Below are 16,022 nucleotides of genomic sequence, written 5' to 3'. Positions count from 1 at the left end.
TCGAACGAGCCGTAATAAAAGCGTGACGTTGGCCTCACACCGGTGAGAAGAATTATCCGGCGGGGGAACCGATGGTCGTTCGACAGTCAACACTCGTCGCAATCAAATTATGACAGAACTAGTCAAGACCGGTGTCGAAGGACTCGATTCCATCCTGAACGGCGGTATCGTAAAGAACGCCGCGGTACTCATCAGTGGCAATCCGGGGACAGGAAAGAGTATCCTCGGCCTGCAGTACCTCTACAACGGCGTCGACCAGTTCGACGAAGGTGGGTTGTACCTCACGTTCGAAGAGGCTGAAGACGACATACGGGAAGCGGCGGAATCTATCGGCTTCGACCGCTGGAACGAGTACGTCGAATCCGGTAAGATAAAAGTCTACGACAAACGGACTCTCCTCCGCGACGGCGACTTCTCTTCGACGCTCGACCGTATCCTCGACGACCTTCAAGATACGGACTACGACCGACTCGTCCTCGACTCGCTGACGATGTTCCAACTCTTCTTCGACGACGAGAAAGAACAACGCCAGTACCTCCTGAAGTTCATCGACATCCTGAAAGACAGCGGCCTCACGTCGCTGTTGACGACCGAACAGTCGGCAATCTTCCCCGAGACGGACATCGGCCTCGAAAACTTCCTCACGGACGGGAACATCTATCTCATCCAGAGTCCGGCCGGCGCGACGAGCAACCGGTACATCTGGGTCGCCAAGATGCGCAAACAGAGCATCAAGAACTCCATGTTCCCACTGGAGATAGAACAGGGCGGCATCAAAATCTACGAACAGGCGGCAGGCTTCTCGATGGTCGGCGAGTCGCCGCCGTGGTTCGGCGAAGAGACAGAGTAACGACGGTCGTTCGTTTTTCACTTCGCTTCCACTCGAAGACCCATCTGTGTGCTTACGTCGTCGACGACCGTCGCCGCAACACACTCTGAAAGAGTAACGCAGTCCACGACGCCGAACGACTCCGAGAAGTGTGAAACGACGCAAGCGGAGCGGAGTGCCGTCGCTCAGTGAGAAGTGAGATAAAGTGAAAACCGCTTAGAGCCGAATTTAGAGTTCGACCGGTTCGCCCTGAGATTTGCCAGCAAGCTGCTGCGGCATCGTCAGGATGACCTGCGTCGTACCACCGGTGCGGCTCGTGATTTCGAGCGTGACTTTTTCGCCCGTCGACAGGCCAACATTACTACCGGATTCGATTGCGGAGCTGTTGATCTTCACCTCGTAGCGGTCGTTCATGCTGTTGAGGACGCCGAACGAATTGTCGTCGTCGGTGACCTCGTTGAGGAGGAACGAGTCTCCTGTCGCGTACGTCTCGACCGTCTCATTCGTCAACGTCGTAACCTGCGTATCACTGAGGTACTTTATCGACGTCTCGTTCATGTCCACCGCGTCCGAACCTGCCGCGAGACGGACAGTCATGGTGATGTCGGTGATATCGTCGTTGGCACCAACCGTACCGTGCGTGTTCAGCACTTCGACACGGTTCGTGACCTTGTTGACAGATTCTTGTCCAGCATCTTCAGCCGTCGCCTGCAGGAATCCTGCCGTGTTGACGAGGACGCCCGCCGCGATTGCAGCGACGAGGACCATCGCGATGAAGACGATGAGGGTCCCGATACCGACCTGACCGCGTTCTTCTTCGTTGAATATTTCGAACATTTGTATCACTCCTTAGAGGGCCACCGGGTTGTCGTCCTGCTTACCTGCGAGTTGCTGAGGCATCGTCAGGATGACTTGCGTCGAACCGCCCGAACGGCTCGTGATTTCGAGCTTCACCGATTCACCGGTGGAGATACCTGCACCGTTCTCCTCGACCACCGACGCGTTGATGATAATCTCGTAGCGGTCTGCTTGGTTGTTCAGAACTGGGAACGAGGTGTCGCCACCGTCGTCAAGTTTGTGGGCGGTGAACTCCGTAGCGTTGAGACCTTCATCTAACGTTGCGTTGTACGCCCCGACACTTCGGAGCGTGTCACCGGCCGCGTCACTCGTCTCGTTCTTGTAGACGAGGTTCTGGGCCGTCTCGTCACTCAGGTACTTGATCGACGTGTCTTCTAACGAGACACTGCCGGAGCCTGCTGCGAGGCGAACGGTAAGGTTGATGCTGTCAACCGCGAGGCCGCTCCCGCTCTCGTTGACCATTCCGTGGACACTGACGACGTCGAGTCGGTTCGTGACCTTGTCTACACTTTCCTGTCCTGCGTCCTGTGCTGTGGCTTGCAAGAAGCCCGCCGTGTTGACGAGGACGCCCGCCGCGATTGCGGCGACCAAAACCATCGCGATGAAGACGATGAGGGTCCCGATACCGACCTGACCCCGGTCTTCAGTTATGTTTTCGAACATGGGTTGTCGTGGGGGTCCCACTCTAGCGAGCGGCGACCTTCGACCGGACACTTGAACAGGATGTACATAACGCTACGGACCTCAATATCAAGACTGATAGCGACAAACTGTAGCGCAATTGAGGATAGATTCTTCGTATGCTCGCACGCGCGAAGAGTAGAGACCCCTCGAAAATCAGAGAGGTAGAATACGGAGCCGAGAGTGCGTCAGTCCTGTGCGATTTTTCGCCAGACGTCGTCGAGTTTGTTCTTGACTTCGGGGCGTTCTGTCACGCTCACCGTGTAGTCGTCTCGCTCGAACCGGACGACGATTTCGTCGACTTCACGGCGGTACACGTTGGTTCTGCGGTGTTCGTCCGAGAGGACTCGGTCGTTGAGTTCGAGGAGTCCGGCAGCGGTCAACTCCTCGATTCGGCGATAACAGGTTGCGATGGGAATATCCAACATCTCGCTAAACTCCTGTGCTGAGTGCGGTTCGTCCGCTGCCCGGAGGATATCAGGGTTGTACTCGTTTCCCAGTGCCGAGAGGGTCCTGTCAGACTCCATAGATAGAGATTCATCGGTACGCCCGGCTTGTTAATATGTTGGTTGCCGAGTTGGCACGTTCTCAATCGTAGTATTGGATACTCGATTTCAGTTCGGCGTGCCGACGATGGAATTATATATCGTCACTCCGAGCATCTGGCGATGGACGACGACGAGCGTCCAACCGGTCGAACGCGTGAGCAGGGCGTCGTCGACACCGACGACTTGGACATCAGTCACGACGAACGCGTCGCGCAAATCGACTCCGGGCGATACGTCATCACGACTGGGAACACGCCACCGCGACCCGATTTGGACGCGGACGAAGACGAGACGGGCGAGGATAACAGCGAGGAACCCGCCGACGGGAGCGAGAGCGAGGGCACCGACGCCGAAGCAGAGAAAGACACCGACCAGACGGAGGACCGTCGAGAAATCGTCCTTCCACGAGACCCGCGAAAACGAGCGATTATCGCCAGACGACTCCTCGCCGAGCGCGTCGGGTCGATTCGAGCGGACCACGCGCTGGTCGCGACGGCCCTCGTCGATGGGAACGTCGAACGACACGAAGCAGTCTCCAACGACGTGACCGACGTCTTTCACTCGCTCGTCACCTGGTACGCCGACGCCGTCGGGAGCGGTGAGACACCGACCGACGAAGTGCTCGGAATCTTGCTTCTGGCGTCCGAGGTACAGGTCACCTATCCGGGGCGTGCAGTGGCGGCCCTCGCCGCGGCCCACGGACTCGGCCGGAACGACTCGATTGGGAACCTGCTCGACGCCGTCGAAGAGTCTGGAGCGTCGTTCCCGCCGTAACGTCGAGCGGAGACCACCTTCGCCCTCTGTTGGTTTTTCGAGTATTCGGTCGACGGCCAGCGGTGCTGTCTCGCCCAGTGGTGGACCCACACTCCCGTGACCCGTATCAGGCTTGATAATGGGGGAGAAGGGTTTATGGTCTGATTTTAGGAAATCTCGATGCATGGCAAGCAAGGTACTGGTCGTGGACGACTCTGCGTTCATGCGGAACCTCCTCAAGCAGCTTTTAGAGGGAGAACACGACGTCGTGGGCGAGGCCGAAAACGGTGTCGAGGCAGTCGAACTCTACCGAGAACTCGACCCGGATGTCGTCACGATGGACGTGGTGATGCCGATTCGAAACGGTATCGAAGCGACGTCCGAAATCAAATCCGAAGACCCCGGTGCGTCGGTCATCATGTGCACGTCAGTGGGCCAAGAGGAGAAGATGCGCGAGGCAGTCGAGGCGGGGGCAGACGGCTATATCACGAAACCGTTCCAGAAGCCCAACGTCCTCCAGGCCATCGCAGACGTCATTCAGGCAGAGGCATGAATCTCGACGTACGGTCGCTCCGCACGTTCAGTCGACTCGCTCACTCGGGGGCCGAGAAAGCGGCGGGGTCGGTGACCACGCTCGCTGGTATCGACACGTACGTCAACGTCACGAAAGTGGAACTCGGGACGAAGGCCGACGTGGAAAACGAGTTCGCCGAAACGGACCTCGTCAGCGTCAACATCGGGTTCGACGGTGGATTAGACGGCCGGACCGTTCTGGCCTTCTCACCCGAATCGGCAGCGCGTCTCGTCGACGCTCTGATGCCGGGAATCGATACGACCGACGCAGACGGCGAACTCGCGGCGAGCAGTCTGAAAGAAGTCGCGAACATCATGCTCGGTGGGTTCATCGACGGGTGGGCGGATTATCTCGACACCTCTATCGACATCACCACACCGACGTACGTCGACGAAGAGGGAGATGGCCCACTCGAAGACATCGAAGCAGATGGATTCGAACACGACGACGAAACCGAGCGTATCCTCGTCTTCCGCAACCAACTCGAAGCGGCGGACGACGCGATTGGCTTCGACCTCTACATGATTCCGACGCCGGCGTCTATCCAGACTATCGTCGAAGCGAGCGGTGACGGTGGTGCACTCCCCGTGGAGTCGTTCGCGGCGTTCTCGGAGATGATAGACGACGGCGCTACACAGGCGTCCGACGACATCACCGCGATGACGGGTATCGAAACCGACGTCGAGGTGAGTCGGCTGAGTTTTGTCCCGATAGAGGGCGTGCCGATGTCGTTGACCGACGCCGTCCGCCGTGGCGTAGTCCTGGAGTTCAGCGGGATGCCGAGTGGCTACATCGCCATCCTCTTCGACGAACCCTCCGCCGAGAGCATCGCCAGTTCGCTCCTTCCGGGCATGGAAGACGACGAAGCGATGCGACAGAGTGCGATTCAAGAGATTGGAAACATCGTCACGTCTGGCTTCCTCGATGGGTGGGCGAACACGCTCGAGACCACTATCGAAATCTCCCCGCCCGAGCACGTCCACGACATCGGGTCGGCTATCGTCGACCCACTCGCGACGGACCTCGCACAGTCACAAGAGTACGCGTTCCTCATCGACTCGACCATCCGGACGGACGACGACGAGTTCACCTGCGATATCTACGCGCTCCCGGACGAGACGGAGTTGCGAAAAGCACTCGAACAGCTCTCTCCCGCCGCATAACGCTGTCTTGGAGATTCCCGAGTAATGCAAGTATACACCACGGACACACCCACGTCGACGTCGGGCAGAATCAAAGTCGGCATCGCCGAGTTCGCCGTCGACAGCGACGGAAACACGCTGACGACGAGTGGACTCGGCTCCTGTGTCGGTATCGCACTCCACGACCCGGACGCGAACGTCTCGGGACTCGCACACGCGATGCTCCCGAAAGCAGACGACGGTGGCAAACCGGCGAAGTTCGCAGATACGAGTATCGAATCGCTCCTCGCAGAGATGGAAGCGGTCGGTGCCGACCCGACCAAGGTCGTCGCCAAACTCGCTGGCGGCAGTAAGATGTTCGACTTCGACTCGGCCAACGGCGGCACGAGTATCGGTGAGCGAAACGTGGACTCCGCCCGCGAGACACTCGACAAACTCGGTATCGACGTCGTCGCAGCAGACGTCGGCGGCGGACACGGACGCTCCCTAGAGTTCGACTCCACGACCGGAAACCTCCGTGTACGGAGCGCGAACGCCGGCGACCAGACCCTCTGAGGAGCCACGATTTCATGGCCGTTTTCGACTGCCGAGCGACGGTTCTAACACCTCAGATATCACGAGTGATAATGGCTCGGGTAGATTTATAGTACCTCCTTCGAGTCTTCTCACAAACGGTACGATATTCGCGTGTGACATCTCGATAGCGCTTTGCGCTCTCAACCCAAGTTGGGGAACTTGGGGGAGTCGTGCCGTCTCGATAACGAGGAGACCATGTATTTGGACCCGGACGACTACGACCCAGACGAAATCCGACGCATCGCCCGTGATACACCGACGCAGCGACGAAACGGTGACTCTCACCTCGACGACAGGAGCCCGTTTCGGTTCAACAATCCGCTGTTCGACAGGGGTGGTCAACCCGCGTCGGAAGCCCTTCGTTCGAGTCAACTCGAACATCTACTCGTCCACCAGTCCCGCGACGAGGACCACGAAATCGAGAAACCGTATCTGCGGTCACTTCCCGACAAATACGGCGCAGAGCGCGTGGTCTTCGACTGGTTGGAGTTCCTCGTGCTGAAGAGCGGTTTCAAACGGGCGATGGACGCCCTCCAGTATTACAAGTCGGTCGGATGGGTCACCGCAGACGTCGAAGAGACGCTTCGAGACTACTTGCTCGGATTCTCTGCGGACGTCGAAGACCCGACGGAACTCGAGGTGGACGACCACCTGCTCAGTCTCGTCTACGTCGCTCGACTCTCGTCGATGGTGTAACCACGGGACCGGACGTCCCGAGACCGGTCTCTCCTCGTATCAACTACTTTCGTACACATGACTCACAGCGACGACAGTTCAGACGGGTGGTAACGAATGATAGAACATCCCGTTGACTCGGACAGCGAGACTCCCGCCGACGTTGCTATCGCCGGCGAGGGCACCGCCACGCCAATCGGGGTCAAACTCGGCAGTAACCGGACCACTATCGTCTTCCGTGAAGACGGGGCACGTGAGACGGTCCAGGCGTTGTCGTGTCTCACAGTCCCCGACAATCCAGCGGCCAGTGACACCCGTGTCCACTACGGCGAGACGGCAGCACGACGGTTCCCAGAACGGACGGAGTACGTCCTCCAGTCGGGCCTTCCAGCGGACGCGACCAGTGGCCGACAGACCGAGCAGTTCTTCGACGCACTCTGTACCGAGTACGACCTCCCGGCAGACAGCGCCGTCGTCTACGCAATCCCGTCGGTCCCCGACGAGTGTGGGTTGGTCAATCTCTCGACAGTCGTCGACCGGAGTGCCGTCGGCGAGGTGCTCACTCGTGGGTTCCCCGAATCGCTCTGCGGGTCGATTCCCGCACTCGGCGACGGGGTGGAGGCAGTCGACCAGATATTCGTCGCGCTCAACCTCGGTGCGACGACGTTCGAAGCCTGTGCGTACCGACACGGTGACAGACAGGCACCGTTTTCGACGGACGACGCCACTGGCCGGAGCGTCGACTGGGCTATCGTCGACGCTGTCGAAGAGGAGACGGACGGGGCCGTGACGCTCGATAGGGAAACCGCCCGCGAGTACAAAGAGACGCACGCCGACTTCGACTCGTACGAACCGTTTTCCGACACCGTCGAACACCCAGACGGCGGCACCCACGAGTTCACCGTCGAACACGGGGTAATGGGTCCGCTGGACGCCTACCTCGACGACGTAGTCGACGCACTCGATACGGGCTTCTTCTCACGTCTGGCGAACCGACATCTGAAGACCTACCAACTCGCCCTCACGCGCCCACTCGTCGTCACGGGAGGGATGGCGTGTGTTCCGGGGCTGGCGGACGAACTCGCAGGACGACTCGGAGAGCGACTCGGACGCGACGTGACCGTGGTCACTCCGGACCGGCCGGATACGGCCGCCGCCGAAGGTGCCTACCGAATCGCAGAACGTCTCGTGGCCGACGACTGACCGACAGGTCACCAATAGTTTTTCACGACACCTCGCCGTCAGAGAGCGGTGCCGTGTCAGTCCGTCTCCGTCTCGACAGGCGCCTGCTGCGAGCTCGACAGCGACCGGTCCGTCTCTTGGAGAATGACGATAGCAGTCGTCCCCCGCGGTTCGTTCTCGGTGAAGACGAGTCGACCGTTCGACCGGTCGATTATCCAGTGGACGAGCCAGAGGCCGAGGCCACTGATGTGTTGGAGCGGTGTCTCGGTCCCCGATTCGAGGACAGCGAGTTCGGCGTCGGGGATGCCCGGCCCGTTGTCCGAGATATGGACTTCGACGAAATCCGACGAGACAGGCGACTCTCGTATCGAGACGCTGACCTCGGGGAGGATGCGGTCGTTGTGTTCGAGCGCGTTGTCGAGGAGGTTCTTGAGTGCCGACTCGACCAAATCGTCGGCGGTGACCCACTGTTCGTCCGGCAGGTCGCGGGTGATAATCGCCCGTGGGTAGTCTGACTCGATGGCGTCGACCTGTTCTTCGATTCGCTCGACTATCTCCACCGGAGCGAGTTCCCCCGACCCACGGTCGAGCGTCGTATCTATCTGCCGCGTCTGCTCGCCGAGTTCGACTAGTGACCGCGCCTTTCGCTTGATGGTCCTCGCGTGGTCTTTCGTCTCCGCAGGGATGCGCTCGTCTAAGAGGAGGTCCGCGTGGCCGAGGATGACGTTCATGTCGTTTCTCAGGTCGTGGCGGAGCACACGGTTGAGGACGCGCAGTCGTTGTTCGTACCGGTAGCGGTCGGTCACGTCACGAGCGTTCAACACGACGCCCTCGATTGCGGGTTCGTCGAGGAGGTTGACGCCGACTGTCTCGAACCACCGCCACGACCCGTTTTGGTGTCGCACTCGGCACTCGGTTCGGACTGGGTCGTCGCAATCGACGACTTCTGTCAATCGTTCGCGGACTTGCTCTCTGTCGTCGGGGTGGATGAGTTCGATGACGTGCTGGTCGACGAGTTCGTCACGAGGGTATCCGAGTGCGTCTTCTATCGACGGACTCGTGTACTTCCGGACGCCCGATTCGTCGAGGACCGTGATGATGTCTCTGGAGTTCTCGATGAGTGCGCGGAACTCCTCTTCGGTCTGCCGGCGTTCGGTCACGTCGTGGAAGACGAGTAACTTCGCACGGTTCTCGGTCTGTTCTGCGACGGGGCTACACCGAACTTCGAAGTGTCTCCGAGTGCTCCCGCTTTCGACGGTTGCCTCGGAACGGTCACGTCCTTCGAGGACGGGTCGCACATCCGAAGGACACCGAACCACGTCGAGGACTGGTTGCCCGATACAGTCGGCAGTCGAGGGTTCGAGGAGGTCACTCGCCGCACTGTTCGCCTCTACGACCCGGTCGTAATGGTCCAGTACGACGACAGCGTCCCGCATCTCCGAGATAATCGCGTCGCGGGCGACCGGTGTGATATCGAACAACCGGTACCGAAGCAGTGCCCACAGGACGATTGTCGAACTCAGCAGAAACGAGAGGGGCGTCGGGTCGACGGGTATCGACGGCCGTAAGAACAGACTCACACCGAACGTCGTACTCGGAATCCCGCCCATCCCGGTGAGTAGTGCCGCCTGTTGCCTGTGGACGCCACTGCTGTTGAGTGTCTTCTTCGCGAGGATACTCAGACCGGCGATAGTGATACCGCTGGTGTAGATGACGTGCAGGCCGACCATGGGGTTGTCCACACCGGCGAAGACTTCTGAGAGACCCGTCAGGAGGACCACTGGAGGGGCGAAGAACCCGTGGTACTGGGTCGTGAGTCCGAGCACAATGACGACGGCGGGTTCGACTGCGATGAGTGCGAGTGCCCGGCGAGTGACGTGTTGGCCCTCACCTGCGTAGACGAGCGTGAAGACGAGCCACACGCTCGGGAGCGACGTACCGCCAATCCAGGCGAGACGCACGTAGAACTGCGCCGCGTCCGCCGTCGTCGCGAGAAGAGAGAATCCGTAGCCCGTCGCCCAGATAGCCGCCAGCAACGAGAGGAGAGCGAACGGTAACCGAACGCGTCGAGAGTAGAGCCGAAACCGCCCCAAGACCACGATGGCGACGATAGCCGAGAGGGTGCCAGCGCCGAACAGTCCGTACACGTACGGCAACTGGCCAGTGGTCGTCATGGATGGGGTTCGGTGTGCATCTGTGACTCTCGTCCGTTCAGGTATCGTCGATGAATATCACATCGACTCGACAGTACAGGCGTCTCAACTGTCTCCCTTAAGCCGTTCGGCCTAGTTTTCTGAATTGATAATCGACTATCGCCGACGGATATCACCGAGACGGGAGAAGACCTGTCACCGGTAGCACATCCGCCAGAACGCTTAATTCCGAGGGATACGGAACCACCAGTAGATGCCAGTCGGCCCGAAACCCAGCGACTTTTCGAGACTCCAGCGCGCCATCGACGCCAGGAGCGAAGCGTCGTTCGATTGGGTCGACGAGCCTGAAAATGAGTCGTGGCGAGAGACGGCTTACGAGCGACTCATCGCGGCGACGGCGATGGTCACCTCGGACGGTGAGGCGTATCTCGAATCGATACCCCGAACGCCACGAGCAGAACAGGTGCTCCTCGACTGGTGTGTCCACCTCGTCGAACGTCTCGGTGGTCGCGGCGCGATGCTCATGGTTTCGTACTACCGTGACATCGGGTGGGTCGGCGACGACGCTCACGACACGATTCACGACCGAATCGTCTCGTTTTCTGCGCCATCGGAGTTCGAAGACGCACCCACGGAAGAAGACCACCTCCGGAGTTTCTCTTACATCGCCCGACTCGCGTCGATGGACGACTGACCGGACCGTCGGGGGACGAACCCCCGAGTCTCCCGTGTCTGGTTCTAAACGCGAAAAAGTCGCCGTCTTACTTCTCGCGCCGAGCGAGTGCGTTGCGGTGTGCCTGACGGATGACGAGTGCGTAGTCCGACCGCATCTCGGGCGGGGTCATCGGTTTCGTGTAGGTCGCTCGTGGTTGACTTGAGGTTGCCATGACACCAATTACGCGCCAAAACGACATTATGGCACGCTCTGACATGATTTCACTGTGTGCGTTGGTTTCACAGCGTGTCGAGTGTTAGCACGATTATTGCGAAGCGTGACCCGGTGACCGGTCACGAGGGACGAACCCAATTAGTGCGTGCCGACGCCGAGTAGATTCGAAGACTGCACCCGCGTTTCGAGGTAGGTTGCCCTTCAGAGGCCGAGTTGGCGGCCGATGACGAGGTGCTGAATTTCGCTCGTCCCCTCGCCAATCTCCATCAGTTTCGCGTCGCGGTAGAATCGCTGCGGCGCGAAGTCCGTCGTGTAGCCGTACCCACCGAGTACCTGCACGGCGTCTTCTGCGACTTCGCGTGCTGCCTCGGAGGCGTCGAGTTTCGCCAGCGCAGACTCCTTGCTGACGCGATTGCCGGCGTCGTACTTCGTCGCCGCCTTGTGGGTCAGGAGACGGGCGCGTTCGGTCTTACGGTACATCGAGACGAGTTTGTCGCGGATGGCGTCGAACTTCGAAATCGGTTGGCCGAACTGTTCGCGCTGGCCGGCGTACTCCTTGGCGTGGTCGTAGGCCCCCTGTGCGAGTCCGACCGACAGCGCGGCAATCGAGATACGGCCACCGTCCAGCGTCTTCATGGTCTGTTTCCATCCCTCTCCTTCCTCGCCGAGGAGACGGTCCTCGGGCACCCACACGTCGTCGAAGGAGAGTTCGCACGTGGGTGAACAGTTGAGGCCCATCTTGTCCCACACCGTCGTCACCTCGAACCCGTCGTCCTCGTTCGGGTCGACGATGAACGTCGAGATACCGTCGTATCCCTCGCCGGGGTCGGTGACGGCTTTCACCAGCACGGACCCGGCGACGTTCGCGTTCGTGATGAACTGCTTCGTTCCGTTGATGACGTAGCCGTCACCGTCTCGTTCGGCGACGGTGTCCATGTCGCTCGCGTCGCTGCCCGACCCCGGTTCGGTGAGCGCCCACGCGCCCATGTGTTCGCCCGACGCGAGTGGGGTGAGCCACCGTTCTTTCTGTGCGTCGGTACCGAACAGTTCGAGCGGTTTCGACGCGAGACTGACGTGTGCCGCGTAAGAGAGGCCGATGCCACCCGAGACGCGGCCGAGTTCTTCGACCACGAGCGAGTACATCAACTGGTCGCCACCGAGGCCACCGTACTCCTCGGAGATGGGGACGCCCATCACGTCCAGTTCGGCCAACTGGTCGAAAATCTCCGCCGGGAAGCGGTGTTCGTCCTCGATGTCCTGTGCGATGGGGGCAATCTCCTCCTCGCAGAACTCGCGGACGGAGTCACGAATCATCCGGTGTTCGGCCGGAACCTCGAAATCCATGAGGGGAACTATCGTCGTCCGAGACATAAACCAATCGAACGACCATGAAGGTTGTTCGGTCTCACTGGCTGAGAACATCCACCGACTTCTTTCCCCGAACGAACCCGACTCTCTCGTATGTACTCTCACATACTCTTTCCGACGGACGGCAGCGAATGTGCCGACGCCGCGTTAGACCACGCCATCGACCACGCCAAGCGCCACGACGCGACCCTGCAAGCCCTCTACGTCGCCGACGTTCGGGAAGTCGGACACGCCGCCCCTGCCGTCTCGCCCGGCCGAGTCCGCGACGCGCTGTACGAAAGCGGTCAGGGAGTCCTCGAACGCGTCGCGAGCAAGGCACAGGACGCCGGCGTGGACGTCCAGACGACGGTGACGGAGGGGACGCCCGAAAGCGAGATACTCGAATTCGCGGGGCGGGACGACGTCGACCTCGTCGTGATGGGGACTCACGGCCGAAGCGGACTCGACCGCTACCTCATCGGGAGTGTGGCCGAACGAGTCGTCCGCAGTTCGCCCGTCCCCGTGTTGACCGTCCGACACAAAGAGAGCTGAGCCCACGACGTTAAGCCACCCCTCGTCTAACGAGGGACCATGGACCTCCGTCGGCTCGTCCGTGGTCGTGTCGGGTGGCCCCGTCTCGAGGCGGTCGTCCGTGAACTCCAGCAGCGATACGACCGCGAGACACTCCACGTCCGCTTCCTCGAAGCGGACAACTGGCTTTCTACCCCGATGGTCGTCGACGACGAGTGGTTCGTGAAGGTCATCTCACGACAGAATTCGCTCGTCCACGCGTTGTTTACGACCGGCCGGAATCTCGGTGCGTTCTCCAGTGGGACCGAGGGCTTTTTCGAACACTTCGGGACGCCACTCCAGATGGCCGAACACGAACTGGAGGCGACGAAACACCTGCGCGAAATCGGGTTGAACGCCCCCGCACCCGTCGAAGCCTTCGAAGTCGAAGGGCTCGGCGTCCTCGTCTTGGAGTATCTCCCCGACTTTCACACACTCGAGTCCGCGCCGCGTTCGGAAGTCGTCTCCCTCGCCCCGGAACTGTTCGCCGCCCTGCACGAGATGCACGACAATCACCTCGCACACGGCGACCTGCGAGCAGAGAACGTCCTCGTCCGCGAGGATGGCATCTACTTCATCGACGCGACCAACGTCAACGACGAGGGGATGCCCGACGCTCGCTCGTACGACCTGGCGTGTGCGCTGGCCGCCCTCGAACCACTCGCCGGCGCGAAAGCAGCAGTCGAAGCGGCGGCGACGTCGTACGAGGCCACCGAACTACTCGACGCTGTCGACTTCCTCGACTTCGTCAACATCAGACCGGACCACGACTTCGACGCCGCGGCGCTCAAAGGCGAGATAGAAAAACGAGTAGCGTAGCGCTCAGACGAGTTCTTCAGGTGCCGTCGATGCCTTCTGCAGTCGAATCTCGAAGATAGACCCAGTGGGGTCGTTCTCGCTGACCTCGACGCTCCCGCCGTAGTGCTCGACGAGCGACTGGACGAGATACAGACCCAGTCCGGTGCCACTGCTTTCGAGTCCTCGTTCACCTTTCCCGAAGACGGTTCGACGCTGAATCTCGGGGATACCCGGCCCGTTGTCTGCGACAGTAACGACGAAGGAGTCGTCGTCTTCGGTCGCTTCGACGACGACTTCTGGAACGTCGGCGCGGTTGTGCTGAATCGCGTTGTTCAACACGTTTCTGAACACCGAGTCGAGCATCTCGTTCGCACACACTCTGGTCGTCGGAACCTCCCCCTCGATTCGGACGTCTGCGTTCGGATACGCGTGGGCGAGACTCTCGACTTCTGATTCGAGGACCGACCTAACAGAGATGGTGCCGGTCTCCTCGGGTTCCTCCCCGAGGAGCGTTGTCATGAGTTCACCGACGGTCTGTGTCAGTTCGACGACGTGGTCGGACTTCTCTGTTATCGTGTCCAACATGCTGCGACAGTCGTCGTCGACTCGTTCTTCGAGCAGTTGGCTCATCCCGAGGACGATTTGCATGTCGTTGCGGATGTCGTGGCGAACGATTTGGTTGAGCAGTTCCAGTTGTTCGTTCCGCTCTTCGAGTTGCTGTTGGTTCTCTTTGAGCGCGGAGATGTCGCGGTGGATAGCGACGTACCGGACGATTTCGCCGTCGATTTCGATTGGTGCAATCGTCTGGTCGATGTAGAACTCGGAGCCATCCTTCCGCGTGTCTATCATCCCCTCGTAGTGCCACTGCTCGCCGTTCTGTATCGTCTCCCAAAGGTCGTCGTAGAACTCGTCGTCGTATCGCCCCGACTGCAGCACTGCGGGCGTCTGTCCGAGGATGTCCGCAGTTTCGTACCCCGTCTGTTCTTCGAATGCGGGGTTGACGTACTCGATGACGCCGTCTGCGTCGGTGATGTAGATGGCGTGTCCGGCGTGCTCTATCGCTTCCATATACGTTCTGAGCGACCGGAGTTGCTCGCGGCGGTTCGTCACGTCGCGAGCGAGTGCCAGCGTCGCTCGTTCGCCTCGATACCGCGTCTCGACTGCGCTCACCTCGACGGGAAACGTCTCACCGTCGGCGGTGCGGAACGACGACTCGAACACGGACTGCTCGGACGAGCGCCCTTCCTTGAACCAGTCGTCTTCTAGTTCTCCTTCGACGAACGAGGCCAACCGCGTCCCGGAGAGCGACGCCGCGTCGACGCCGAGTCTGTCGAGTGCCGCCTGATTTGCGTCTAGTAGCGTCCCGGAGTCGGCCGTGTAGACCAACACCACGTCGTGCATGCTGTTGAGGAGTTTGGACTCGCGTCGCCGTGTCTCGCTCGCCGCAATCGAGTTCGTGAGCGTCACCCCCACCTCTTCGAGGACGGCCCGTTCCCGGCCGGCGAACGCCTCCTCTCTGTCGGCATAGATGGAGAGCACACCGTAGAGCGTCCCCTGAAAGACGAGTGGAACCGCGATACTCGACTGGTAGCCCCGTTCTCTGGCAGCCTCACGCCACGGTTCGAACGCGTCGTTCTCGTAGATGTTCTGCATGACCACCGACTCGTGTGTCCGTGCGGCGGTTCCAGTGGGACCGGCCGCCGTGTCGCCCTCGGTGACGGTTATCCTGATGGTTTCGAGATAGCCGTCTTCGGCACCGGCGGACGCTCGCGGGACGAGTTCGTCGCCGTCGACGCTGCCAATCCACGCGAAGACGTAGGGGTCTGCGGACGCAATCGTCTCACAGACGGCGGATTCGAGTGCCTCTCTGTCGTCTATCGTGGCGATTTGGCGGTTGAGTTCTCGAACCGTGTCGAGAATCTCACTCGTCGTGGCGAGTTCTCCCGCCTTGACCGACCGCATGAGTGTCATGTATCCGAGGAGAGTCCCGATGGCTGCGAACCCCGCGGCGGAGTTGACGACGACGTAGTTCGCGTGGACGAGCGTCCCGCCGTGTGTGTCCTGGTAGACGAGAAAAAGCGACCCGATGGTCCCACCGACGAGTCCACCTACCACCGCCCACCCGTCGAGCATCCAGAGCATCCTCGCAGTCAACGGTGAGCGATAGACGTAGACGCCGGCAGCGAAGAACCCCGCCGCGATAGTCAACAACGGAGCGACACTCAACAGTAATCCTGTGAGCGGTTCGCCACCGGTAGCGTGTTCGATACCCTGAGAGAGGGCGAAGACACCGAAGAGGACGGGAACCGAAGCGGACGTGACTCTCGAAAGTTGCTCGTGAAGTGTGGCCATCGAACCCGTGAAATATCTGTGTTTTATTTCGATTCGAGAAGTACCTCCCTGTCGGAATTATTAATTTCTTTGGTTGTTCTCTCGTGTGAAATGAA

The 16,022-nt window shown here is 60.2% G+C and carries 17 protein-coding genes; 10 read left to right on the top strand and 7 right to left on the bottom strand.

Annotated features, from left to right (window positions below; all coding sequences use genetic code 11):
* Positions 1 to 109 precede the first annotated feature (109 nt).
* Complete coding sequence (locus ACK3R5_RS05890) at positions 110 to 850, top strand: RAD55 family ATPase (RefSeq protein ID WP_411963130.1); 741 nt, start codon at positions 110 to 112, stop codon at positions 848 to 850.
* Positions 851 to 1,057: 207 nt separating this feature from the next.
* Here the strand turns inward: ACK3R5_RS05890 and ACK3R5_RS05885 are convergent, their stop codons facing one another.
* The 3 genes from ACK3R5_RS05885 to ACK3R5_RS05875 form a co-directional block, all read right to left on the bottom strand.
* Entirely contained in the window at positions 1,058 to 1,666 is a 609-nt protein-coding gene (locus tag ACK3R5_RS05885) for an archaellin/type IV pilin N-terminal domain-containing protein (protein WP_411968359.1), read from the bottom strand.
* Positions 1,667 to 1,678: 12 nt separating this feature from the next.
* Positions 1,679 to 2,350 carry an archaellin/type IV pilin N-terminal domain-containing protein gene (locus tag ACK3R5_RS05880; RefSeq protein WP_411968358.1) on the bottom strand — a complete coding sequence of 224 codons (672 nt, stop codon included), beginning with the start codon at positions 2,348 to 2,350 and terminating at the stop codon, positions 1,679 to 1,681.
* Between the two features lie 206 nt (positions 2,351 to 2,556).
* A complete protein-coding gene (locus ACK3R5_RS05875) occupies positions 2,557 to 2,895 on the bottom strand; it encodes an ArsR/SmtB family transcription factor (protein ID WP_411963127.1) in 339 nt (112 codons plus the stop codon).
* 141 nt (positions 2,896 to 3,036) lie between these two features.
* Here ACK3R5_RS05875 and ACK3R5_RS05870 point away from each other — a divergent pair, with 141 nt between their 5' ends.
* From ACK3R5_RS05870 to ACK3R5_RS05845, 6 genes are all read left to right on the top strand, one after another.
* On the top strand, positions 3,037 to 3,690 hold the full coding sequence (locus tag ACK3R5_RS05870) for a hypothetical protein (protein ID WP_411968357.1): 654 nt from the start codon (positions 3,037 to 3,039) through the stop codon (positions 3,688 to 3,690).
* 163 nt (positions 3,691 to 3,853) lie between these two features.
* Positions 3,854 to 4,222 carry a chemotaxis protein CheY gene (cheY, locus tag ACK3R5_RS05865; RefSeq protein ID WP_411963125.1) on the top strand — a complete coding sequence of 123 codons (369 nt, stop codon included), beginning with the start codon at positions 3,854 to 3,856 and terminating at the stop codon, positions 4,220 to 4,222.
* Positions 4,219 to 5,406, top strand: a complete 1,188-nt coding sequence (locus ACK3R5_RS05860; protein ID WP_411968356.1) for a chemotaxis protein CheC — start codon at positions 4,219 to 4,221, stop codon at positions 5,404 to 5,406. Before cheY ends, ACK3R5_RS05860 begins: the two co-directional genes overlap by 4 nt.
* A gap of 24 nt (positions 5,407 to 5,430) precedes the next feature.
* Positions 5,431 to 5,940: a chemotaxis protein CheD gene (locus ACK3R5_RS05855; RefSeq protein ID WP_411968355.1), complete on the top strand. Its 510-nt coding sequence runs from the start codon at positions 5,431 to 5,433 to the stop codon at positions 5,938 to 5,940.
* Positions 5,941 to 6,156: 216 nt separating this feature from the next.
* Positions 6,157 to 6,657, top strand: a complete 501-nt coding sequence (locus tag ACK3R5_RS05850; RefSeq protein ID WP_411968354.1) for a FlaD/FlaE family flagellar protein — start codon at positions 6,157 to 6,159, stop codon at positions 6,655 to 6,657.
* Positions 6,658 to 6,753: 96 nt separating this feature from the next.
* The gene (locus ACK3R5_RS05845; RefSeq protein WP_411968353.1) at positions 6,754 to 7,839 is read left to right on the top strand and encodes a hypothetical protein; all 1,086 of its coding nucleotides are present in this window, start codon (positions 6,754 to 6,756) and stop codon (positions 7,837 to 7,839) included.
* Positions 7,840 to 7,895: 56 nt separating this feature from the next.
* On the opposite strand, the gene ACK3R5_RS05840 is transcribed toward ACK3R5_RS05845, so the two are convergent.
* Entirely contained in the window at positions 7,896 to 9,992 is a 2,097-nt protein-coding gene (locus tag ACK3R5_RS05840; RefSeq protein ID WP_411968352.1) for a histidine kinase N-terminal 7TM domain-containing protein, read from the bottom strand.
* Between the two features lie 232 nt (positions 9,993 to 10,224).
* Between ACK3R5_RS05840 and ACK3R5_RS05835 the strand changes: the two genes are divergently transcribed.
* Positions 10,225 to 10,665, top strand: coding sequence for a FlaD/FlaE family flagellar protein (locus ACK3R5_RS05835; protein WP_411968351.1), 441 nt, complete (start codon positions 10,225 to 10,227; stop codon positions 10,663 to 10,665).
* 67 nt (positions 10,666 to 10,732) lie between these two features.
* Here ACK3R5_RS05835 and ACK3R5_RS05830 read toward each other — a convergent pair whose 3' ends face one another.
* Positions 10,733 to 10,858 carry a hypothetical protein gene (locus tag ACK3R5_RS05830; protein ID WP_411963118.1) on the bottom strand — a complete coding sequence of 42 codons (126 nt, stop codon included), beginning with the start codon at positions 10,856 to 10,858 and terminating at the stop codon, positions 10,733 to 10,735.
* Between the two features lie 203 nt (positions 10,859 to 11,061).
* Positions 11,062 to 12,204, bottom strand: a complete 1,143-nt coding sequence (locus tag ACK3R5_RS05825; RefSeq protein WP_411968350.1) for an acyl-CoA dehydrogenase family protein — start codon at positions 12,202 to 12,204, stop codon at positions 11,062 to 11,064.
* A 117-nt stretch (positions 12,205 to 12,321) separates the two neighbouring features.
* Here ACK3R5_RS05825 and ACK3R5_RS05820 point away from each other — a divergent pair, with 117 nt between their 5' ends.
* Positions 12,322 to 12,759 carry a universal stress protein gene (locus tag ACK3R5_RS05820; RefSeq protein ID WP_411963116.1) on the top strand — a complete coding sequence of 146 codons (438 nt, stop codon included), beginning with the start codon at positions 12,322 to 12,324 and terminating at the stop codon, positions 12,757 to 12,759.
* A gap of 39 nt (positions 12,760 to 12,798) precedes the next feature.
* Positions 12,799 to 13,596, top strand: a complete 798-nt coding sequence (locus ACK3R5_RS05815) for an RIO1 family regulatory kinase/ATPase (protein WP_411963115.1) — start codon at positions 12,799 to 12,801, stop codon at positions 13,594 to 13,596.
* Between the two features lie 3 nt (positions 13,597 to 13,599).
* Here the strand turns inward: ACK3R5_RS05815 and ACK3R5_RS05810 are convergent, their stop codons facing one another.
* Positions 13,600 to 15,927, bottom strand: a complete 2,328-nt coding sequence (locus ACK3R5_RS05810) for a PAS domain S-box protein (RefSeq protein WP_411968349.1) — start codon at positions 15,925 to 15,927, stop codon at positions 13,600 to 13,602.
* Between the last annotated feature and the right edge of the window lie 95 nt (positions 15,928 to 16,022).

Origin of the sequence: Haloferax sp. YSSS75 (genome assembly GCF_046764215.1) — an archaeon.
Lineage (GTDB): Archaea > Halobacteriota > Halobacteria > Halobacteriales > Haloferacaceae > Haloferax.
Note: the sequence above shows the minus strand (reverse complement) of the source record. Positions and strands in the feature narration are given on the sequence as shown.